At 70.4% G+C, this 21,466-nt stretch carries 17 protein-coding genes; 6 read left to right on the top strand and 11 right to left on the bottom strand.

Annotated elements, in window-relative coordinates; translation table 11 throughout:
• Positions 1-16 precede the first annotated feature (16 nt).
• The 4 genes from LJ657_RS39280 to LJ657_RS39295 all read right to left on the bottom strand — a co-directional run bounded on the left by LJ657_RS39280 (position 17) and on the right by LJ657_RS39295 (position 4,267).
• Positions 17-976 (bottom strand): hypothetical protein, encoded by a 960-nt coding sequence (locus LJ657_RS39280; protein ID WP_232654470.1) that lies wholly within the window; start codon positions 974-976, stop codon positions 17-19.
• A gap of 145 nt (positions 977-1,121) precedes the next feature.
• Positions 1,122-2,120, bottom strand: a complete 999-nt coding sequence (gene gap, locus LJ657_RS39285; RefSeq protein WP_232654471.1) for a type I glyceraldehyde-3-phosphate dehydrogenase — start codon at positions 2,118-2,120, stop codon at positions 1,122-1,124.
• A gap of 126 nt (positions 2,121-2,246) precedes the next feature.
• A complete protein-coding gene (locus LJ657_RS39290; protein WP_232654472.1) occupies positions 2,247-3,203 on the bottom strand; it encodes a GlxA family transcriptional regulator in 957 nt (318 codons plus the stop codon).
• 299 nt (positions 3,204-3,502) lie between these two features.
• On the bottom strand, positions 3,503-4,267 hold the full coding sequence (locus LJ657_RS39295; protein ID WP_232654473.1) for an alpha/beta hydrolase family protein: 765 nt from the start codon (positions 4,265-4,267) through the stop codon (positions 3,503-3,505).
• 307 nt (positions 4,268-4,574) lie between these two features.
• Between LJ657_RS39295 and LJ657_RS39300 the strand changes: the two genes are divergently transcribed.
• On the top strand, positions 4,575-5,189 hold the full coding sequence (locus LJ657_RS39300; RefSeq protein ID WP_232654474.1) for a dihydrofolate reductase family protein: 615 nt from the start codon (positions 4,575-4,577) through the stop codon (positions 5,187-5,189).
• Positions 5,190-5,221: 32 nt separating this feature from the next.
• Here the strand turns inward: LJ657_RS39300 and LJ657_RS39305 are convergent, their stop codons facing one another.
• Entirely contained in the window at positions 5,222-6,217 is a 996-nt protein-coding gene (locus LJ657_RS39305) for a Gfo/Idh/MocA family protein (protein WP_232654475.1), read from the bottom strand.
• Between the two features lie 229 nt (positions 6,218-6,446).
• Here LJ657_RS39305 and rox point away from each other — a divergent pair, with 229 nt between their 5' ends.
• Positions 6,447-7,877: a rifampin monooxygenase gene (gene rox / locus LJ657_RS39310; RefSeq protein WP_232654476.1), complete on the top strand. Its 1,431-nt coding sequence runs from the start codon at positions 6,447-6,449 to the stop codon at positions 7,875-7,877.
• A gap of 113 nt (positions 7,878-7,990) precedes the next feature.
• On the opposite strand, the gene LJ657_RS39315 is transcribed toward rox, so the two are convergent.
• Positions 7,991-8,599: a TetR/AcrR family transcriptional regulator gene (locus tag LJ657_RS39315; protein WP_232654477.1), complete on the bottom strand. Its 609-nt coding sequence runs from the start codon at positions 8,597-8,599 to the stop codon at positions 7,991-7,993.
• Between the two features lie 126 nt (positions 8,600-8,725).
• On the opposite strand from LJ657_RS39315, the gene LJ657_RS39320 reads away from it, so the two are divergent.
• Positions 8,726-9,181 carry a nuclear transport factor 2 family protein gene (locus LJ657_RS39320; RefSeq protein ID WP_232654478.1) on the top strand — a complete coding sequence of 152 codons (456 nt, stop codon included), beginning with the start codon at positions 8,726-8,728 and terminating at the stop codon, positions 9,179-9,181.
• Positions 9,182-9,366: 185 nt separating this feature from the next.
• Entirely contained in the window at positions 9,367-11,556 is a 2,190-nt protein-coding gene (locus LJ657_RS39325) for an MMPL family transporter (protein ID WP_232654479.1), read from the top strand.
• A gap of 93 nt (positions 11,557-11,649) precedes the next feature.
• Here the strand turns inward: LJ657_RS39325 and LJ657_RS39330 are convergent, their stop codons facing one another.
• From LJ657_RS39330 to LJ657_RS39340, 3 genes are all read right to left on the bottom strand, one after another.
• Complete coding sequence (locus LJ657_RS39330; RefSeq protein WP_232654480.1) at positions 11,650-12,630, bottom strand: threonine ammonia-lyase; 981 nt, start codon at positions 12,628-12,630, stop codon at positions 11,650-11,652.
• 214 nt (positions 12,631-12,844) lie between these two features.
• Positions 12,845-12,982 (bottom strand): hypothetical protein, encoded by a 138-nt coding sequence (locus LJ657_RS39335; protein ID WP_232654481.1) that lies wholly within the window; start codon positions 12,980-12,982, stop codon positions 12,845-12,847.
• A gap of 213 nt (positions 12,983-13,195) precedes the next feature.
• Positions 13,196-13,525, bottom strand: coding sequence for a carboxymuconolactone decarboxylase family protein (locus LJ657_RS39340; protein WP_232654482.1), 330 nt, complete (start codon positions 13,523-13,525; stop codon positions 13,196-13,198).
• A gap of 140 nt (positions 13,526-13,665) precedes the next feature.
• Between LJ657_RS39340 and LJ657_RS39345 the strand changes: the two genes are divergently transcribed.
• On the top strand, positions 13,666-14,565 hold the full coding sequence (locus tag LJ657_RS39345; protein ID WP_232654483.1) for a helix-turn-helix transcriptional regulator: 900 nt from the start codon (positions 13,666-13,668) through the stop codon (positions 14,563-14,565).
• A gap of 99 nt (positions 14,566-14,664) precedes the next feature.
• Entirely contained in the window at positions 14,665-15,777 is a 1,113-nt protein-coding gene (locus LJ657_RS39350) for an ABC transporter substrate-binding protein (RefSeq protein WP_232654484.1), read from the top strand.
• A 7-nt stretch (positions 15,778-15,784) separates the two neighbouring features.
• Here the strand turns inward: LJ657_RS39350 and rph are convergent, their stop codons facing one another.
• Positions 15,785-18,382 (bottom strand): rifamycin-inactivating phosphotransferase, encoded by a 2,598-nt coding sequence (gene rph / locus LJ657_RS39355; RefSeq protein WP_232654485.1) that lies wholly within the window; start codon positions 18,380-18,382, stop codon positions 15,785-15,787.
• Between the two features lie 814 nt (positions 18,383-19,196).
• On the bottom strand, positions 19,197-21,365 hold the full coding sequence (locus tag LJ657_RS39360; RefSeq protein ID WP_443735574.1) for an alpha-galactosidase: 2,169 nt from the start codon (positions 21,363-21,365) through the stop codon (positions 19,197-19,199).
• Positions 21,366-21,466 lie beyond the last annotated feature (101 nt).

Genomic DNA, 21,466 nt, shown 5'->3' on the forward strand with positions numbered 1-21,466 from the left:
CTCCGGAGGCCGGTGTTCACGACCGGCCCTCAAGGATGTCGTGGGCCTTGCGGACGGCGTCGCGGTTCCAGCTGCGCTGCTTCTCCAGCTTGGCCCGGTTCTTGGCGATGAGCTGGTTCTGGATGCGGACGTCGACGGCGTGCACGGTGCGGACGTAGCCGGTCCGCTGCTTGCAGCGGGCGTCGGCCGTTGCCGTCTGCTTCTCCAAGGCCGAGGGTACGTCTGGGTCCTGGGGCCGCCCGGAAAGCTGGGCCTTGAACTCCTCGCGCCGACGGTCCTCGCCGATCTCGGCGTCCCTGGGAGTGGCGTAGTGGTGGCCCGCTCTGCGCATACAGGCCGACCACGCCTGGTCCGCCTTCTTCCAGGCGGGGTCCTTCCTGCCCTGCTGGATGCTCTTGGCCTTCAGTTCCAGGACGGGGTCCCTGCGGTCCTGCGGGTCGCTGCCGTAGATGGCACGGTCCGCCTCGCCGAGACAGCCGCGGCGCGGAATGCGGTGGCCATGGACGGCCTTCGGATCCTTGCCGATGAACTCGCCGGTGAGTGCGAGCTGTTCGGAGAGGGTCCACTTCTTCTGCGGGTAGCGGAGCTGGTACTCGGCACGCGCCGCCTGATAGCCGTAGCGCGCGGCCTGCCGGGGGTCCTGGACGCCGTAGCGGAACTCGTCGTCGGAGTATCCGACGGCCGTGAACACGCCCGTGCCCGCCGGACGTCGGGGCCAGGCGGGCAGGGGGTCGATGTCGAGGTTCTTCAGGTCGTCGAACCCGAGCCGGACCATGCACTGCTTGGCGAGCGTCCAGCGGGCCGTGCCGACGGTATGTCCGGCGTCGGACATGTCGTACGCGGCGAGCGGCAGGAACCGCGGGTCGTCCGAGGCGGTGGGGCGCGCGTCGGGCGTCGGCGAGCCGGAGGGCTGCCCGCACCCTGCGAGGGCGAGGACCGAGGCGAGTACGAGTAAGAGGGGGGTGGCGGTGCGCATCGGGCCAGCTCATCAGGGGCCGCGGAGGGCCGACCGTGGTGGAGGCCACAGTTCCGGGTCACAGCCGCATCACAGGTGTCCGCATACGGCCCCGGATGCCCGTCGCCGCCCTCACCCCGGCCGAAGTGAGGGCGGCGGGCGGCGGTCAGCCGGCCGCGAGGAGCTCCAGCGTGTCGATCACCCGGTTGGAGAAGCCCCACTCGTTGTCGTACCAGGCGACCACCTTGACGTGGCGGCCGTCGACGCGGGTGAGGGCCGAGTCGAAGATCGAGGAGGCCGGGTTGCCGGTGATGTCGGACGACACCAGCGGGTCGTCGGAGTACTCGAGGATGCCGGCCAACGGGCCCTGCGCCGCGGCACGGTAGGCCGCCAGCACGTCCTCCCTGGTCACGTCGCGGGCCACCGTGGTGTTGAGCTCGACGATCGAGCCCACCGGAACCGGTACGCGGATCGAGTCGCCCGACAGCCTGCCGTCGAGGCCGGGCAGCACCAGGCCGATCGCCTTGGCGGCGCCGGTCGTGGTCGGCACGATGTTGATGCCGGCGGCGCGGGCGCGGCGGGCGTCCCGGTGGGGGCCGTCCTGGAGGTTCTGCTCCTGCGTGTAGGCGTGCACCGTGGTCATGAAGCCGTGCTCGATGCCGGCCAGGTCGTCGAGAACGGCGGCGAGCGGCGCGAGCGCGTTGGTCGTGCAGGAGGCGTTCGAGACGATGGTGTGCAGCTCCGGGTCGTACGCGTCGGTGTTGACGCCGTAGGCGAGGGTGACGTCGGCACCGTCCGACGGGGCGCTGACGAGGACCTTCCTCGCGCCCGCGTCGAGGTGGGCACGGGCGGCCTTGGCCGAGGTGAAGCGGCCGGTGGACTCCAGCGCGACGTCGACGCCGAGTTCGGCCCAGGGCAGCTGCGCCGGGTCGCGTTCGGCGAGGACCTTGATGCGCCGGCCGTCGACGACGAGGGTGTCGCCGTCGACGGTCACCGGGCGGCCGAGCCGGCCGGCCGTGGAGTCGTAGGCGAGGAGCCGGGCGAGGGTGGCGGGTTCGGTGAGGTCGTTGACTGCGACGATCTCGATGTCGCTGTCGCGCTCCAGCAGGGCGCGCAGCACATTGCGTCCGATGCGGCCGAATCCGTTGATGGCGACGCGAGTCATTGAATGCCCCTTGGTGTCTCTGCGGCTCGTCTGGGTTCCTCACCAGCCTCGCGTGCGGCGTCCGTGGGCGGCCTTGGCGTGAGCGCCATGGTTCGAAAGGATCGCGCCAGGCACGCCCGGAGGCGGCTACTCGCCGCGGGTGAAGGTGCGCCGGTACTCGCTCGGTGTGGTCCCGAGGATGCGCTGGAAGTGCATGCGCAGATTGGCGCCGGTGCCCAGGCCCACGTCGTTGGCAATCTGCTCGACGTTGCGCTCCGACCGTTCGAGCAGCTCACGGGCCAGGTCGATGCGGGCCCGCATGACCCACTGCATCGGCGTGTACCCGGTGTCCTCGACGAAGCGCCGCGAGAAGGTGCGCGGTGAGACCGCCGCGTGCTGGGCGAGGGTTTCGAGGCTGAGGGGTTCGTCGAGCCGGTGCAGGGCCCACTCGCGGGTGGCGGCGAAACGCTCGCCGAGCGGCTCGGGCACGCTGCGCGGCACGTACTGTGCCTGGCCGCCGCTGCGGTAGGGGGCCGCGACCAGGCGCCGGGCCGCGTGGTTGGAGGCGGCCACGCCGAGGTCACCGCGCAGGATGTGCAGGCACAGGTCGATGCCGGAGGCGGCACCGGCCGAGGTGAGCACGCTGCCCTCGTCGACGAACAGGACGTTCTCGTCGACCCTGACGAGTGGATGCTTCTCCGCGAGGGCCCGTGTGTAGTGCCAGTGCGTCGTGGCGCGCTTGCCGTCGAGCAGGCCGGTGGCGGCGAGCGCGAACGCGCCCGTGGAGATGGCTGCGAGCCGCGCGCCCCGCTCGTGGGCGGCGATCAGCGCGTCCACGACAGCCTGCGGCGGGTCCTCGCGGTCCGGGAACCGGTAACCGGGCACGAACACGATGTCGGCCCACGCGAGCGCGTCGAGCCCGTCGGCGACGTGGTAGGCCAGCCCGTCGCCACCGGTCACGAGCCCGGGCGCCGCACCGCACACCCGCACCTCGTACGGCATGCTCGCCCGGGTCGTGAACACCTGCGCGGGGATACCGACATCGAGCGGCTTCGCGCCTTCGAGAACCAGAACGGCGACACGATGGAGGCGGGAGGTCGGCACGGGGAACAGGGTACGAGGGGTGCGGGCCGGGGCTGGTCATCTGCGCACCGCGGCGGCGGCTGGGGCTGGGCCGCCTGGTGGCACCGGCGGGTCTTCGCGGTGGGCTCGCCCACGGTGCCGGGCGGTGATCGGAGCGCCGGCCAACGCCCGCGGCACACAGACGGGTTGGGGCACGGGGCCGGGCGCGAGGGCCCGTCCCGGTCCGCGTGCGTCCAGGGCACGGTCTGCACCCGCTGGGCCCCCCGGGGGAAGGAGGGGTTCCGGCGTCCGGCCGCCGACACCCCTCGGATCAGGGCAGGTCAGACCGGTGACATGACCGTCCGGCGCAGGTGCCGGGCGAAGAACCGGGCCCCGCTGTCGGCCTCGAACCTGGGCAGTTCCTTGTGCCTGCCCGCGTTGACGTGCAGCGTCTTCTCCACCGAGGCGAAGGCATCGAACAGCGCCAGACCGGACTCTCGCGGGATGTGCTCGTCGTCCCACTGCAGGTCGAACTCGATCGGGATGGTGATCTGCTTCGCCTTCTCGGCCAGGGCTTCGGGCCAGTGGAGGCCGAAGACTGCGGCGGTGATCCTGGGGTCGGCCGCCACAAGCGGCACTCCGATCGCGGTGCCCATGTTCAGGCCCCAGTAGCCGACCGGCCCGGCGGTGCCGATCTCGGGCAGTTCCTGGAGGGCGTCCAGGGTTGCCTGCCACTCCGGTACGGCCTGCTCGGCCAGGTGGGCGTTGTAGCGGACGACGATCGGGCCGACCGGCTCGCCCGCCGCCATCGCGCGCTGCATGACGGCGATCTCCTGCTCGTCGTGTGCCGTGCGGGGCCGGCTTCCGTGGCCGGGCGCGTCGATGATCGCGACATGGAAGCCGCAGCCGCTCACCAGGAGCTTCGCACGGCCCGCCATCGCCTGATGTTTCTTGTGATTGCCGCCGCCGTGCCCCATCAGAACCAGGGGCGCGCGATCGGCGCCGGAGACCGGCGACCAGAGGACACCGGGGATTTCGCCTACGGTGAAGTCGCGCTCGACCATGCCGTCCGACGACGACTCGGCGGTGAATTGCAAGGAGTACATAGGTGTTGCCTTTCGGGAGTGCCCTGTTGTCGAGGCGCTCCCGGCGACACCTACATCGATCGCCCACCCGTGACGAAGAGGGGGAGCACCCACACAGCTACAGCGTTCATGGGTCTCACCTCCTCGGCTTCTCGCGCGACGTCACGGTGTCCGGGACACTATCCGCCCGACATCATCGCCCTCAACGTATTTTCCTGCCGCCGGCCGCACGGACCACGGCTGCCCGGACGGCACTGTCGAATGCGCCGCTCCCCCATCGACATCAAGGGTGTCAGCAGCACATCCCAGGAATCAGGAGCAACCCATCGTGACCGTGACCGCGGACATGGCCATCTCTCTCGACGGCTACATCGCCGGCACCGGCGTCGCCATCGACAACCCGGGAGGCGACGGCGCCGGGCCGCTCTTCGAGTGGATCCACAACCTGGCGAGCTGGCGGCAGCGTCAGGGCATGACCGGCGGGGAGGAGAACCTCGACTCCGAGTTGATGCGCGAGTGGTTCGACGCCACGGGAGCGGTGGTCATGGGCCGGATGATGTACGACACGGGTGAGGAGTTCTGGGGCGACAACCCGCCGTTCCGGACCCCGGTCTTCGTGCTCACTCACCGCCCCCGGCCGACCCTGGTCAAGGAGGGCGGTACCACCTTCACCTTCGTCACCGACGGCATCCACAGCGCCCTCGACCAGGCGAAGACCGCCGCCGGCGCCAGGAACGTCGACATCGCGGGCGGGGCGAGCACCGTGCAGCAGTACCTCAGGGAGGGACTCGTCGACGAGCTGCAGTTGCACGTCGTGCCCGCGCTCCTCGGAGACGGACTGCGGCTCTTCGAGGGGCTGGGCGCGATGCGGCGCAACGTCGAGCCGCTCCGGGTGGTCGACACGCCCCTCGCCGTCCACCTGAAGTACCGCTTCGTGAAGTGACCGGTGGCCGGCGGTGGCCGGGCTCGCGCCCCCTATTCGCCCGGGTAGCGGACTCCGATGCGCTCGCGTACGGCGTCCAGTGTCGCCATGACCGCGAGGGTGCCGTCCAGCGGGACGAACGGCGACTCGGTGAGGCCTGCTCGCAGGCAGCGGGTCACCTCCAGCGCCTCATGGGTGTAGCCGTTGCCCGGGGAGTCCGGCAGGCGGATCTTCTCGGGCTCGTGGCCCTGGCGGTGCAGCGCGAAGCCCCCTGCGTGGAAGAAGTCGCGGGCGAACTCGATGCGGCCGAGGGTGCCGTTGACCGAGGCGTGCTGTGCCGTCTGCGTGCCCAGGGAGCAGGAGAGCACCGCGACCGCTCCGCTGTCGTAGCCGAGCAGGATGCCGGTGTTGTCGTCGACCCCTTGCGGGTTCAGGTGCGCCCAGGCCGAGACGGCGTCGGGGGCGCCCAGCAGCAGGTGGGCGAATGAGACGGGGTAGACGCCGAGGTCGAGCACGGCGCCGCCGCCCTGGACCGGGTCGTGCAGTCGGTGGGTGGCGTCGTAGGGCAGGGCGATGCTGAAGTCGGCGTGGACGGAACGGACTTCACCGATCGCACCGCCCGCGATCAGTTCCCGCATCCGCAGCACGGCGGGGTTGACGTAGGTCCACATCGCCTCCATCAGGAAGACGTTCCGCTTACGGGCGATCGTCACCAAGTCCTGCGCCTGGGCGAGGTTGAGGGTGAGCGGCTTCTCGCACAGCACGGCCTTTCCGGCCTCCAGGCAGAGGGTGGCCGCCGCGCGGTGGGCCGAGTGCGGGGTGGCGATGTACACCACGTCCACCTCGGGATCGTCGGCCAGGTCCTGCCAGCTGCCGTGGGCCCGGGCTATGCCGTGCCGTTCGGCGAATCCGCGTGCGGCGTCGGTGCTGCGGGAGCCTACGGCGACGAGTTCGGCGTCGTCGGGGATCAGCCGCAGGTCCTCGGCGAAGCTGTGGGCGATGCTGCCGGTGGCGAGGACACCCCAGCGGACGGGGCGTGTTCCTGTCATGGGCTCAGGCCCTTCCTTGGTGCGTGAATACGTGGCTGCCGTTTTACGTCAGCCCGTGGCTGCCCTGCGCCCACTTGCCGAGTCAAGAACAAAGGCAAGGAGGTGTTCCACCCCTTGCCACTTTCAACTTATAGCGCGCAGGGGGCCTTGCGGCAAGACCCCGGTCGTAGCCCAGAATCTCCAGCCAACGCCAGGACCTGCGGAAACGCAGCCTTGTTGAGGGGGGTTCATGATCGACGTGCTCATCGCCGGGGGCGGCCCGACCGGCTTGATGCTGGCAGCCGAGTTGCGTCTGCACGGCGTACATGTGCTCGTGCTGGAGAGGGAGGCGGAGCCGACCGCGCACGTCCGCGCGCTCGGTCTGCACGTGCGCAGCATCGAGGTGATGGACCAGCGCGGTCTGCTGGAGCGCTTCCTCGCGCACGGCCGGCGCCACGACAAGGCCGGCGGCTTCTTCGCAGCCATCGACAAGCCCTGGCCCGACCGGCTGGACTCCGCCCACGCCTACGTCCTCGGCATCCCGCAGCCCACCACGGATCGTCTGCTGGCAGAGCACGCCATCGAGCTCGGCGCCGAGATCCGGCGCGGCTGCGAGCTGGTCGGGCTGAGCCAGGACGAGGACGGGGTCACCGCGGAGCTGGCCGGCGGCGCACGGCTGCGTTCGCGCTACCTCGTCGGCTGCGACGGCGGCCGCAGTACGGTGCGGAAGCTGCTCGGCGTCGGCTTCCCCGGCGAGTCCAGCAGGGTCGAGACGCTGCTGGGTGAGATGGAGGTGGCCGCGCCGCCGGAGGAGGTGGCCGCCGTGGTTGCCGAAGTCCGCAAGACCCAGAAGCGGTTCGGTGTCGGGTCATTCGGGGAGGGGGTGTTCCGCGTCGTCGTGCCCGCCGAGGGACTGGCCGCCGACCGCACGGTCCCGCCGACCTTCGAGGAGTTCAAGCAACGGCTGCGAGTGGTCGCGGGCACCGACTTCGGAGTCCACTCACCGCGCCGGCTCTCCCGCTTCGGCGACGCCACCCGGCAGGCCGAGCGCTATCGCCTGGGGCGGGTGCTGCTGGCGGGCGACGCGGCGCACATCCATCCCCCGACCGGCGGCCAGGGGCTCAACCTCGGCATCCAGGACGCGTTCAACCTCGGCTGGAAGCTGGCCGCCGAGGTGGCCGGCTGGGCACCGGAGGGGCTGCTGGACAGCTACCACACCGAACGGCACCCGGTGGCCGCCGACGTGCTGGACAACACCCGCGCGCAGATGGAGCTGATGTCCACGGAGCCCGGCTCCCGCGCGGTGCGCCGGCTGCTGTCACAGCTGATGGACATCGAGGAGGTGAACCGGTACCTGATCGAGAAGATCACGGCGATCGGCGTCCGCTACGACTTCGGCGAGGGCCACGAACTGCTCGGCCGTCGGATGCGTGACGTGCGGCTGAAGCGGGGTCGCCTCTACGAGCTGATGCACGACGGCCGCGGGCTGCTGCTCGACCGGACCGGCCGGCTCTCGGTGGCGGGCTGGGCGGACCGGGTCGACCACGTCGTCGACGTCAGCGAGGAGCTGGACGCAACCGCGGTCCTGCTGCGGCCGGACGGTCATGTGGCATGGGTCGGTGAGGACCAGCGGGATCTGCTCAGCCGGCTGCCCAAGTGGTTCGGCGCGGCCGTGAGTTGAGCGCGGCCGCCGCCGGGGCGGCCGCGATCCCGCCCCGACCGCCCCGCGGAGACACCGACGGTTGCACTGGGTACCTTGGAGGCCTGAGCTGCGTGTCCAAGAGCGTGCCCCACTCAACCACGCCGCGGTTTCCCGAGTGGCGCGAGGCCGTCGAAGACGATGGCCAGCATCCGGTCTCGTGTTTCCTCGTCGATGTGGCCGTGTGCGGAGGCTCGTGAGGTGGCCACGAGCAAGGCGTACACCTCGGGCAGTTCGACGTCGCTCCGGACGGCGCCGGCGCGTTGGGCCTGCTGAAGCAGGGCACCGACGGCCCGGCGCAGGCCGTCCGATGCCCGAGTGGCGTCGCTGCTGCTGTCACCACCGGCCTCCAGCAGGGCCTCGGTTATGGCGATCTTGCCGGCCGCGTCGGCGACGAGGTGGCTGAAGAAGTCGAAGAACGCCCCACCGGGGTCCGTGGCGGGCAGCAGCGTTTCGGCCTGTGCGCGCAGGCGGTCGAACCGCTGCACGAGTACGGCTTCCAGCAGGGCCGCTTTGGTGGGGAAGTGGCGGAACACGGTCGCGATACCGACGTTGGCCAGGCGGGCCACCTCCTCGGTGGACGCGGCCCGGCCGCCCTTGCCGAAGACCTCTTCGGCGACGTTCAGAATCCGTTCGCGGTTGCTTCGCGCGTCGGCGCGCTGCGGCCGTCTGCCGCCGGTTTCTCGGTTGTCGGGGGTGCTCATGGCGCTTTCACTCATCTGCCGCTGTCCGAAGTCGCGACTCCGTATAATCGGAGTCCGCACTTCGGATAGTACTTCGGTCAGTACTTCGATGCCGCCGCGCGCCGGCGCCGACGACAGGAGAGTGCCATGCCCCAAGTCCCCGGCCCCCGCGAGGTTTTCCTCGCGCTTGTGAACGGTGTCGCGGAGGGCCGCTGGAAGGACCTGCCCGATCTGTACGCGGAGCAGACCCATGTCGTGCACCCCTTCGACCCGCTTCGTGCTGCCGCACTCCGCACCCGCGACGAACTGCGCGAACACTTCAGGCCGACCGAGAGCGGGCCCCGGCTGGACCGTCGGGCGACCAACATCACGATCCATCAGACGACCGACCCCGAGGTCATCGTCGCCGAGTTCGAGTACCAGGGAACGGTCGCAGAGACCGGAGAACCCTTCTCACTGCCCGGCATCTTCGTCCTTCGGGTGCGCGACGGCGAGATCATCAGCTCCCGTGACTACTTCGACCATGTCACCGCCGCCCGAGTGCGAGGGCAGCTCGGCACACTCGTGGAAGCCGTACAGGCCCGCGGTGTCGCTTCGGGCTGAGAAAGGTGGGGAGTTGGCCGACCCGCCGCCACTCACCCCTGAGGGGCCGATGTGATCCGATCACTACCATAAGAGCCCAAGACAACGATTCGACCGGCTCGTTGGATGCGTGCCGGTCGGGATCGCCGATGCCAGGGACCGCTCCCCGGGCTGCGGTGATCTTCCTATCCAGGAGGACCTTCCGCATGTTCCGACGTATTGGCACCACGGTCGTCCGACATCCCGTCTGGACGATCGTGGCATGGCTGATAGCGGCGGTGGCGATCGTCGCCACCGCACCGAGCCTGCCCTCGAACAGCGACGAGAGCAGCTTTCTACCGAAGAGTTACGAGTCGATCAAAGCGGCGGAACTCCAGCAGAGGGCGTTCCCCAGCGCCTTCACGCCGTCCGCGATCGCGCTGTACCAGCGCACCGACGGCGGCAGGCTGACCGCCGAGGACAAGCTGGATGTCGCCCGGATCACGACCCAACTGGGCAAGAAGCACATCGACCAGGTGCAGAAGGTCGTCCCCGGCCAGCCGTCCAAGGACGGCAGGTATGACCTGACCCTGGTCCAGATGGACAGCAAGAACGCAGGCCAGCCCAAACAGGCCGACGCGGCAAAGGTGTTACGCGAGGACGTCAAGGCGCTGGCCAAGGGCACACACCTTGACGTCAGGCTCGGCGGTTCCGCCGCACAGGCCCTCGACCAGCAGGATTCGTCGAAGCGCGGCCAGGCCCTGATCGGCATCGGCACCTTCGTGATCATCCTGGTGACCCTGCTGATCATCTTCCGGGCGCCGATCCTGGCCGTACTCCCCCTGGTCCTGATCGGCCTGGTGTCGGCGATCGCCAACGGACTGATCGCGTACGCCACCAAGCTGTTCGACCTGCAGGCCAACAGCTCGATCTCGTCGATCCTGATCGTCGTCCTGTTCGGCGTGGGCACGGACTACTTCCTGTTCCTGATGTTCCGCTACCGGGAACGCCTGCGCGCGGGTGACGAACCCAAGCAGGCCATGGTCAACGCGGTCGCGCGGGTCGGTGAGGCCATCGCCTCGGCCGCCGGGGCGGTCGTCATCGCCTTCCTCGCGCTGGCGCTGTCCACGCTGGGCTTCCTCAAGCAGATGGGTCCGGCGCTCGCCATCGCTGTCGCCGCCACCCTGGTCGCGGGTCTGACCCTGATCCCGGCCGTGGTGTCGCTGATCGGACCGAAGGTCTTCTGGCCCTCGAAGTCCTGGCAGCGCGAGCCGGACAACGCCCGCTTCGCCGCCCTCGGCCGGGGCGTGCAGCGCCGCCCGGCGCTCACCGCGGTGGCATCCGGTCTGGTCCTGATCGCGTTGACACTCGGGACGTTCGGCTACAAGGCCACGTTCGACCTGGCGTCGGGCTCGATGCCCAAGACCAAGGAGTCCATGGTCGTCCAGGACGAGATGCAGAAGGCGTACTCGGCCGGCGCCGCCGCCCCAACCGACGTGTACCTGTCCAGCACCGACGGCAAGCCGCTCGACAGGAACGGCTTCCCCGCGTACGCGTCGAAGCTCGGGGCCGTGGACGGTGTGGCGAACGCCCGGATGTCCCAGGTGAGCAGGGACGGCACGACCGCCGACTTCACCGTCACACTCAAGTACGAGGCCTCGACCGACAAGGCGATCGGCGCCGTGGGCAGGGTGCGCGACACCGCACACGCCGACGCTCCCGACGGCACCGAAGCCCTCGTCGGCGGCATGTCCTCGATCTACAAGGACATCAACACCGCGGTCAACCACGACTACCGGACGGTCTTCCCCGTCGCCGCCGCCCTGATCATGGTCATCCTGGGGCTGCTGCTGCGCAGCGTGGTCGCCCCCTGGTATCTGATCGCCTCCGTGGGGCTGGGCTTCGGCGCCACCCTCGGCGCCACCGTGTGGATCTTCCAGGAGGGCCAGGGGCACTCCGGGCTGATGTTCATGCTCCCGGTGATCATGTATCTCTTCGTGGTCGCCATCGGCACCGACTACAACATCCTCATGATCGCCCGACTGCGCGAGGAGGCCCGGGAGGGCCGTGACCCGCGTGAGGCGGCCGGGATGGCGCTCAGGCACGCCGGTCCGACGGTGGCCGCCGCGGGCTTCATCCTGGCGGCGACCTTCGCCACGATGATGCTGGCGGGCAACGCGCTGCTCACGGAGATGGGTTTCGCGGTCTCCTTCGGCATCGCGGTCGCGGCCTTCGTGATGGCGATGTTCTTCACCCCGAGCCTCACCGCGCTGATCGGCCACGCGGCGTGGTGGCCGGGCCACGGGGACCGGGCGGAACCGGCCGCGGACGCGGGCAGCGGTTCCCCAGGTTCCGATCCGGCCGCCGGGCAGGGCCGGGACTCGGTCGCGCACGATCCTGCGGGTCGCCGCAGGTAGCCGCCGGACGTGTGACGGGCAGGTCTGCCGGGCCGCACGGCCCGGCAGACGCCGCTCGAATCAGGGGTACGAGACGATCGGCTCGGGCGGTCGTCAACTCCCGTGGACGCAAGCCCCGCCGACCCAGCGGCGATAGGCGTCCATGTCGACGTTGCTGCCGCACACGATGGTGACCACATGCCGGCCGGCGAAGCGGTCACGGTCTTCGAGGACCGCCGCGATGCCGAGCGCGGCCGAGGGTTCGACGACGAGGCCTGCGTGGTCGAAAAGCATCCGCATGCCGGCGATGATCGACGCCTCCTGGACCAGGACGGCGTCGTCGGCGACCAGCAGGATGTCGTCGAGGACCGCCGGGATGGGATACCGGCCGGCCACGCCGTCAGCGATGGTGTCCGTCGAGTCGGTGGTGACGACGCGTCGGCTGCGCCACGAGTGGGTCATCGCCGGCGCGCCCGCCGGCTGTACGCAGATCACGTCGGTGTCGGGCGCCAGAGCCTTCACCACATGACCCACACCCGTTGCCAGTGCCCCGCCGCCGAGAGCGATCAGGACGGCGTCGAAGGACTGCATCGTGTCCACCAGTTCCAGGCCGATGGTCGCCGCCCCCTCGCAGGTCTCGAGGTCAAGGCTGTCCTCGAGCAGCCGGACGCCTTCGCGACGCGCGAGGGCCGCCGCCCGCTCGCGGGCCATCTCGTGGTCGCCGTCCACCAGTTCCAGCGTGGCGCCCAAGGCGCGGATGCGTTCGAGCTTGGCCGCGGTCGCGTAGCGGGAGGCCACGACGGTGACGTCCAGCCCCCGGGCGCGACCGGACCAGGCGAGGGCCTGGCCGAGGTTGCCCGCACTGGCGCACACAACGGCACGCGAGCCATTGCCGGCGAGCAGGCTCGCGACCAGCTCGGTGCCGCGGGCCTTGAAGCTGCGGACCGGGTTCGCCGTTTCGAGCTTGATACTCACCGTGCAGCCGAGGCCGGGCTCCATGGCCTCGCAGCGGTACAGCGGAGTGTCGAGGAAAACGGGGTCGATCACGCGGCGGGCCGCCCGGACCCGAGCGGTGTCGAGGCGCGTCTCCTGCATGACCCGGCAGCGTAGCGCCGTCTGCGCCGTCCTTGCTCTCGCTCGTGCTCGGGGGGTCTGTCGTTACCTGGAACAGCCTTACCTTCCGCGCCGCTTGGAGCAGCGGTTTCCTCGGTAGTGACCGGGTGGCACAAGCGCCGCATCGTGCGGCATCAAGGGCCGCTGTCGCCCACGACGGCCACGCTCCGGCAGCACCGCCCGGTCCCCCACACCGCTACTCGTCCTGGGAGATCTCCGTGTCGTCGCCGGTACCCACCACCCGACCCTCCGCCGATCCGGTCGCCGGAAGGCGCACCCGCCACACGGCCAGTGTGCTGGCCGCCTCGGTGGTGGGCTTCTTCGCCGGCAACACCCGTGGAAGTCCACCGGGGTTGAACCCCCGGCCAGGAGGAGTGTGCGGCTTGCCGCGTCCGCAGGGCCCAGTCGAGGGCGTCGTCGGCGACGGCTTCCCGGCCGTCATGGAAGGCGGTGCCGTGGTCCCGGCCCGGGTACTCCCGGTATTCGGTGAGCGCGGCGGAACGACGGTAGCAGGGACGCGCCGGGGATGGCCGTGCGGCCGGTCGGGTCAGGCGGCGGGGCCCTCGGACTCCTCGACGATGCCCTTGAGCTGGGTGACGGCGGTCATGGCGGTGGGCCAGCCGGCGTAGAAGGCCAGATGGGTCAGGGCCTCGCCGAGCTCCTCCTTGCTCAGGCCGTTGTCCAGGGCGAGCTTGAGGTGGAAGCCGAGCTGCTCGGTCCGGTAGAGCGCCGCGAGCGCGGTGACGGTGATCAGGCTGCGCTCACGCGGCGACAGCCCGGCACGCTCCCACACGTCTTTGAAGAGGACCTCGTCGGTCAGCTCGACCAGCTTGGGGGCCACGGCGGCCAGGGCTCGCGGGGCGGTCTGCTCGGCCATGGTGCGGACAACTCCTCGTATCGATCGTTCATGCGTCCACCGTCGATGAAAACGCAGGTCACACAGCGGGAGAAGGTAGGGCTTTTCCAGGTAACGGCAGTACCCCCCAGGTCCCGCACGGTGGTCCTAGCCTGGTAGGCGTGGACAGCAGGAACGAGATCAAGGAGTTCCTGGCCTCACGCCGGGCCAGGATCACCCCGCAGCAGGCAGGCCTCCCCGCCTACGGCGGCAATCGCCGGGTTCCCGGTCTGCGCCGTGAAGAGGTCGCCATGCTCGCCGGGATGAGCGTCGACTACTACGTCCGTCTGGAGCGCGGCAACCTGTCCGGCGTCTCAGAGTCCGTGCTGGACTCCCTCGCGCGGGCACTCCGGCTCGACGAGGCCGAACGCGACCACCTCAACGACCTGGCCCGCGCCGCCAACACCGCGCCGCACCGGCGCCGCCGGCCCCTACACCAGCAGGCGCAGGTCCCGCCGAGCGTGCACCGGGTCCTGGACTCCGTGACCGACGTACCCGCGTTCGTCCGCAACGGCCGTCTGGACTTCCTCGCCGGCAACCGGCTCGGCTACGCCCTGTACGCCCCCTTGTTCGCCGGCGGGCACCAGCCGCCGGTGAACATGGCCCGGTTCAAGTTCCTCGATCCGCGCGGCCGGGAGTTCTTCGGCCTCCACTGGGAGGAGTCGATGCAGAACACGGTCGCCCTGCTGCGCACCGAAGCCGGACGCAATCCGCACGACAAGCCCCTGACCGACCTCATCGGCGAACTCGTCACCCGCAGCGAGGACTTCCGCACCGCCTGGGCCAAGCACAACGTGCGCCTGCACTACACCGGCCGCAAACACCTCCACCACCCCGTCGTCGGCGATCTCACCCTCGCCTTCGACGCCATGCAACTGCCCGCACAGCCCGGTCTGAGCCTGACCGTCATGACCGCGGAACCCGGCTCTCCGAACGAGGACGCCCTCAGGCTGCTGGCCAGCTGGGCCGCCACCGCCGACGTGGCACTGCCGCAGGGAGTCCTGGACCAGCCCGCCCAGTGATCTACCCGACCCGCCAACGATGGTGCAGGTGACGATAATCGGTTGCCGGTCGGCGACGGTGGTGGATGCAATGTCCGGCATGATCACCCAGATGCAAGCATGAACACGCCACCATCGCCGCCCGGAGCGGAGCGGGCTGACGGATCACCCGTCCGGATCGGTGCTCTCGTCCCGCTGACTCGGCCCGGCTGGGTCGAAGCAGGCCAACACCTGCTCATCGGGCTCGAGTCGGCGGTTCGCGACGTCAACCACGCCGACGGGATCGCGGGGAGGCCCCTTGAGCTGGTGGTCCGGGACACCGCGGCGGATCCCCAGAGGGCCGCGGCGGCCGTGGACGAACTGGCCGGCCTGGGCGTGGCCGCCTTGGCGGGTGAGTATCACAGCGTCGTCGCTCGCGCCGCCGCCGCCAGGGCCGACGCCCTCGGCCTGCCGTTCCTGTGCTCGTCAGCGGTTCTCGACGCGCTCACCGAACAGCCGACGCAGTGGGTCGCCCGTCTCTGCCCACCGCAGTCGCGCGGCTGGCGGACCTACGCCGACTTCCTCCTCGGCGCGGGTCACCGTCGTATCGCCGTGGCAACCCAGCCAAGCGTCTACTGGGCAACCGGGACCCGCGTCCTGCGGGAGTGCCTCGCATCACGCGGCGGCACCGTCATCGAGCTCGACATGAGCGCGCTCACCCCCGCGGCCGTGTGCGACGAACTCGCCGACCGTCGTGCTACAGCCCTCCTTCTTCTGGTCGGTCACCCGGAGCCGGCCGTGCCGATCGTCCAGTCCGTCCGCCACGACCAGCGCCTCGCCGAGATCCTGATCGGTGCTCCGGCCGGCCAACCGGAGTTCGCCGAATGGGCGAGGCTGCTGGGCGAGGACGGCGCCGCGATCCCGTTCCTGCGCTACTTGCCCGAGCGCCTCAGCCCCCTCGGTGTACGAGTCGGGACGGCCCTCCGCGAACGGCTGGCCCAAACACCCTCCTTCGTGGCTTTCGAGGGCTACGACACGATCGCCGTCCTCGCTGACGTACTGCGTGCCCATGGCGCGGACCGGGCGCGCACCGCCGAATCCTGGCCGCGCGTTGCGGTCGAAGGCACCCGCGGGCAGATCCGGTTCTCCCGCACGCCGGGCGTCAGCGTGTGGCAGTGGGCCGGGGCGCCGATCCAAGTCGTCGACCGAGATCCGGCGCGGCCCGACCGCTTTCGGGTCCTTCACACCGGTTGAGGGAGCATCAAGGCAGGATCTCGATGTACCCGTCGGTTCCGTGGACGCGGATCCGCTGCCCGTCCCGGATCAGCCGGGTGGCCTGGTCGACCCCCACGACGGCCGGCAAGCCGTATTCCCGGGCGATCACCGCGCCATGGGTCATCAGGCCGCCCACCTCCGTCACCAGACCCGCGATTCCGACGAACAGCGGCGACCAACTGGGGTCCGTGAAGGTCGTGACGAGGATGTCGCCCGCTTCGAGCTCGGCCTGTGCCATGTCGAGGATGACGCGGGCCCGTCCCTCGATGGTCCCCGCGGAGACCGGCAGGCCGATCAGGGCGCCGGCCGGCACGTCGTCGCGCCGGTACGCCCCGGTGACGGCCTCGCCGTCCGAGGTGAGCACCCGGGGCGGGGTCAGCGCGTGGTACGACCGGAAGGCGTCCTTGCGCTGCCGGATGAGCCGGCCGTCGACCTGGTTCGAGCGCACGGTCTCGTGGAGCTCCTGGAACGTGAGGTAGAAGACGTCCTCCTGCTCAGGGAGCACGCCTGTCTGCACGAGCCGCTCGGCCTCCGCCAGCAGGGCCTGCCTGTAGACGAAGTAGCGGCTGATGATGCCGTACTTCGGGTACTCCCGGTACCCGATGAAGGCTCGGACCTGGTCGATCATCCGCTTGGTCTCGTCGGCCTTCCGGTCCCCGTCCGGCAGGGCGCGCAAGCGTGACAGCACGTCCTGTTCCTTCTTCCGCGCCTTCTGCCGCCCTTGCTCGAAGCGCCGTTCGGCGGCGCCCGGTTCGAAGTTCCTGACGTTGTCGAGGATCACGGGGACGAGCGTGCCGGGGCGCTCGCGCCAGCGCGGCCTCGTGATGTCGATCTCGCCGACGCAGCGCATGCCGTACCGATCGAGGTAGGCCTCGATGGCGTCGCGCGCTTCGGTCCCGCCCGCGAGTTTCGCCAGCTCGTCAAGGAAGCCCTCGTCCTCGACGCCCTCCAGGAACGCCACCACCTCCGGGTACGGGCGGATCACGTCCGCGACGTCGAGCAGCGCCAGTCCCATCTCCGACGTGACGTTGCCGGGGGCGGACAGCGTGAGCGTGTCGGCCGCGTTCTTCTCGCCGAGCCACTCCTGAAGCTTGTCGTTGAGCCACCACGTGGCTTCCATCCCCGCCATGATCGCCTGCATGTTCAGCGGATCGCTGAGGACTCGCTTGTGCTCCTCGAAAGCCTCCAGCAGGAAGTCGAACAGCGCCGGTCCGGTCCTCGTCCGGATGTCGCGCTCCAGGGCGGCGATGGACGCCCGGCTGCGCTCGATCAGCTCGGTGACGATTGCCGGATCAGCCTCGGTGGGGGCGGAGGCGGCACCGGCCGGTGGCCCGCCGGGGCCGGCGTCCGGGAGCGACGGGACAAAATCGCCGCGGTCGAGGACTGTCTCCAGCGCGTCCCTGATCAGCGGGTCTCCTCTCCCGACCACGTCCAGGAGGGCAGCACGGCTCGCGGGCGAGGCCAGGCGTCGGGTGGCGTCGACGAACAGCCGCCCGCCGGCCTCGAGCATGGGCGCCATGGCCGTCAGCTGCCACACGGAGATGCCCAGGGGTTTCATGGGGTCGGTCATCATCTGCTGATGGCCGACGGAGAGGTAGACGTGATTGTCCTGGTCGCCGGTCTCGGGAATGGGGAACAGCGTGGTGATCGGCCGGCTCTGAACGATCTGGAAGCCACCGTCGACCAGGCACCATTCGATGTCCTGCGGGCGGCCGAAGTGCGCTTCGATCCGTCGTCCCAGCCGCACGAGCTGGACGACCTGCGCGTCCGTCAGCGCCGGCTGCTCCTGCTGCTGCGAGTCGATCGCCACTTCCCGCGTTCCGCCGTCCGGCAGGGCTTGCACGGCGCGCTGTTTGGCGGCGATCGTCCTGGTGACGACTTCGCCGTCCCGCACCTTGAAGACATCCGGGTTCACCAGGCCGGAGACCAGGGCCTCGCCGAGGCCGAAGCCGGCGTCCACGGTGGCGACCTTCCGGTGGCCCGTGACGGGGTCTGCCGTGAACAGGATGCCGGCCGCCTGCGGGAAGGCCATCCGCTGCACGACCACGGCCATGTGGACCGTACGGTGATCGATGCCGTTCCGCTGACGGTAGGTCACGGCCCGCTCGGTGAACAGCGAGGCCCAGCACCGGCTGACGTGCTGCAGGACCGCCGCCGGCCCCATGACGTTCAGATACGTGTCCTGCTGACCGGCGAAGGAGGCCGTGGGGAGGTCCTCCGCCGTCGCGCTGGATCGCACCGCGTAGGCGGCTTGCCCGCCGAGCCGGCCGAGCGCGCGGGTGATCGCCGCCGCGAGATCGCCCGGGAGGGCAGTCTCCTCGATGGTCCGGCGGATCTGCGCGCTGAGCGTGCGGATCGCCTCCCGGTCGTCCGGGTTCGTGCGCGACAGCTCATCCAGCCGCTCGTCGATCGACGGCGCCTCCGCCATGATCCGGCGGAAGGCGTCCGTCGTCACGCAGAACCCACCCGGTACTCGGATGCCTTCGATCCGCGACAGCCCGCCCAGGTGAGCGCCCTTGCCGCCGACGACCGCGACCTGTGTCTCGTCCACCTCTTGAAGATCCAACACGTACTGCCCCGTCACCGCGACACCTCCGAGACAGCCGTGCTCCCTCGCGTCCTCATCCCTGAGTCCCCCCATTTCCGCAGGTTGTGCCACCGGCCGACGATTCTGCACCGCGACCGGGGCCTTGCGGCAAGCCCCCCAGTGCGCTATAGGTTGATAGTGGCAAGGAGAGTTCTCTCTCCTTGCCTTTGTTTTTTGACGCGGCGCTTCCAGGGCCTCCGGTCGGCGACCTCGTCATGGCGGTCCGAAACGGACCGGCCGCGCCCCGAGAGCCCGCCCGCTCAGTGACGAGACGGGCCCGCGACGGTGCTGCCGGAGGCTTCGACGGCACCGAGATCCGGCGCGGAACCCCAGTACGGCAGAGCGACATCGACCCCCTCGTCGATCAAAGCGCTGTTCGCGGCGAGGCGGAGGTGGGGGCAGTACGGGGAGTGCGCCGTCCCCCTGGCCGTGTCGAGCAGCAGGGAGTCAGCGAACCCTGCTCGTCAGGCGGTACGAGCCGCACGGCAGCCGGTAGCACGCCACACCGTCCGCGTGCCCGAGAACCGCACGCCGTCGACGTGGGCCGGCGGGGTCCGCCCCTCGCGGACGGAGTCGCCAGAGAGCGCCGGAAGACGCAGGGTGGCCTAGCTGTTGGCGGGCACCGCGGCCTCGTACGACAGAGTCCGCCCCCGTCCGTCACCCGCCGCTCGCTCCTGATCCGGCCGTACGGCGATTGGTGCGAGCCGGTGACATGGGTGATCCTTCCCGTGGGGTCGAGGTGCGGCTGCCGTAGGAAGTGCTGGACGACCTCGGCCACTGGGCTTGGGTCGATGCCGACCGCCGACACCGCTCACTCCGAGCCCACGGCACCCAGCCGGAGCAGCACGGCGGTGTTGGGGCGCGGCAGGCGGACGGTGAGAACTCCGCGGTCCGTGTCCCATTCCGTGGCGCAGTCGGAGACCGTCGGGTAGAGCACGACCGGGTCGAAGTGGCTGCCCCGCAGATGGGGAAGGGGGACGGTGTGGACAGCGGGGTCGAATCCGTCGGCGTGGCGTCGGCCCGGGAGCGGCTCGGGGCCACCGGCAGGAGATTCCCGGCGCCATACGGTGAGCAGGGTGCCGTTCCGGGTGCGCAGGCCATGGGTGATCCAGGGGTCCTCCCAGTCCGGCAGGGCGAGCGGCCACAGCGGGTGAGCGCCGCCGATCTCCGGCCGGATGCGCCGGTAGACGGAGATCGCGGAGCGGACGAGGGCGAACTGTTCGGCACTCATGAGGTCGAGGAAGCCGGAGAGGTGGATCCGGCCGAGGAGCGCGCCGGTGAGCGTGAAGCCGATCTCGTCGAGGCTGAAGTGCGGCTGGGGGTAGGCCCACACGGCTGACTGTTCCGGTGTCACGGCGGTGTGCGCCGCGGCGGCGATCGGAGGGTAGCGCAGGAAGTCCTGCTGGTCGCTGGTGGACTGAAGTTGTGCCACGGCCAACTGCGCGTAGTCCATGCGCAGGCCGCCGGACCCGCAGTTCTCCAGGACGAGACCGGGGTGCCGGTCGAGGAGTGAGCCCATCCAGTCGAGGTGGGCGCGGTGATGACCGAGCAGTCCGGCGCCGGGGCTCTCGTGCCCGTTCTCGGTGCCGGGGCCGCTGTTGATGTTGTAGTCGAGCTTCAGGTACCCGACGCCCCACTCGCCGACCAGCCGGTCCACGACCTCGTCGAGGTGGGCGCGGGCCGCGGGGTGACGCAGGTCCAGGTGGTGCCGGCCGTGTTCGGTGACGCGCACACCGCCCCGCCGGAAGAACGCCTCGGGCGGCAGCGTGCGGGCCAACGGGCTGCGTACGCCGACGACTTCGGGCTCCAGCCAGAGCCCGGGAACCATGCCGTGGCGTCGGATCGCGTCCAGCACCTCCCGGATGCCGCCGGGGAAGCGGTTGGGGGCGGCTTCCCAGGCGCCGACGGAGTCCCACCAGCCCTGGGCGTCGTCGTCGTACCAGCCCGCGTCGATGACGAAGACCTCGGCGCCGGCCTCGGCCGCCGCGTCGATGAGCGGCAGCAGCTTCTCGGTGGTGGGGTCACCCATGAGGGTGTTCATGTAGTCGTTGTAGATCACCGGAAGCGCGCGGTGGTCCGGGTGGCCGCGGCGGATACGGCGGCGGTGGTCGGTGAGTGCGCCGAAGGCCGCGTCCAGGCCGCCACCTTCCGCGCGGACGAGGACGGCGGGCACGGTGGTGAACTCCTCGCCGGGGGCGAGGCGTTGGTGCCACTGGTGGTGGGCGTCGTCGGGGCCGAACAGGGCGACGTAGGCGGCGCCTTCGCGTTCGCCGGTCTCGAAGCGCCAGCCGGCGCTGGACTCGATCTGCCACACCCAGGCGCCGCCGTCCCGGTCGGTGAGCGCAGCGAGCGGCAGGTGCCGTCCGGTGGACCAGCTGCCCTGCGAGTACCGCTCGAAGCAGCCGCGGCCCTCGTGGCCGTGTGCGGCCCTGCTCAGCGGGACGACCTGGTCGCGGAAGGCGGACTGGCGCCAACGGCATTCGGCGAGCCAGTCGTTGTCCGCCCAGTGCAGGCTCAGCCCGTCGAGGGAGCCGTCTGCGTCGGTGATTCCGCCGAGGGTCAGCGTGGTCACGCTCTCCAGCCGGACCGGCGTGTCGCCCTCGTTGGTCAGGCGTACCCAGGTCCGCAGGAAACCCGCTCCGGTACGGGCCTCGCCCGCGCCCGCCTCCAGGGTGACGTCGGCGGCGAGGCCGGTCACGGGGTCCGTCAGGCGGATCACCGTGCGCTCCCGGCCGTCCTCGTGCACCGTCTCGTGCCCGCGATAGGTCAGCCGCTCGCCGACGGCCGTCTCGATGAAGCGCTCCCCCGACCACAGGCGGCCGTGGCCGGTGGCGGTCACCTCGACCAGGGGAACGAGACAGGCCCGGTCCTGATCCGGTCTTCCCAGGCTCACCGACCCGGCGGCGTCCACGACGGCATGCAGTCCGAGTTCCGGGCACGCCCAGATACGGGATCTCTCGGCTACGGCAGCGCTCAACACTTTCCCCTTCCGGGATGGTTCGGTCCTGCGGTGGTGCTCGTGGGGGCTGAGCTGGGGATTCACGCCCGGTCGGTGAGGGGTGCGCCGTGCCGGTGGATCTG

Source organism: Streptomyces guryensis, from assembly GCF_021261325.1.
Taxonomy (GTDB): Bacteria; Actinomycetota; Actinomycetes; order Streptomycetales; family Streptomycetaceae; genus Streptomyces; species Streptomyces guryensis.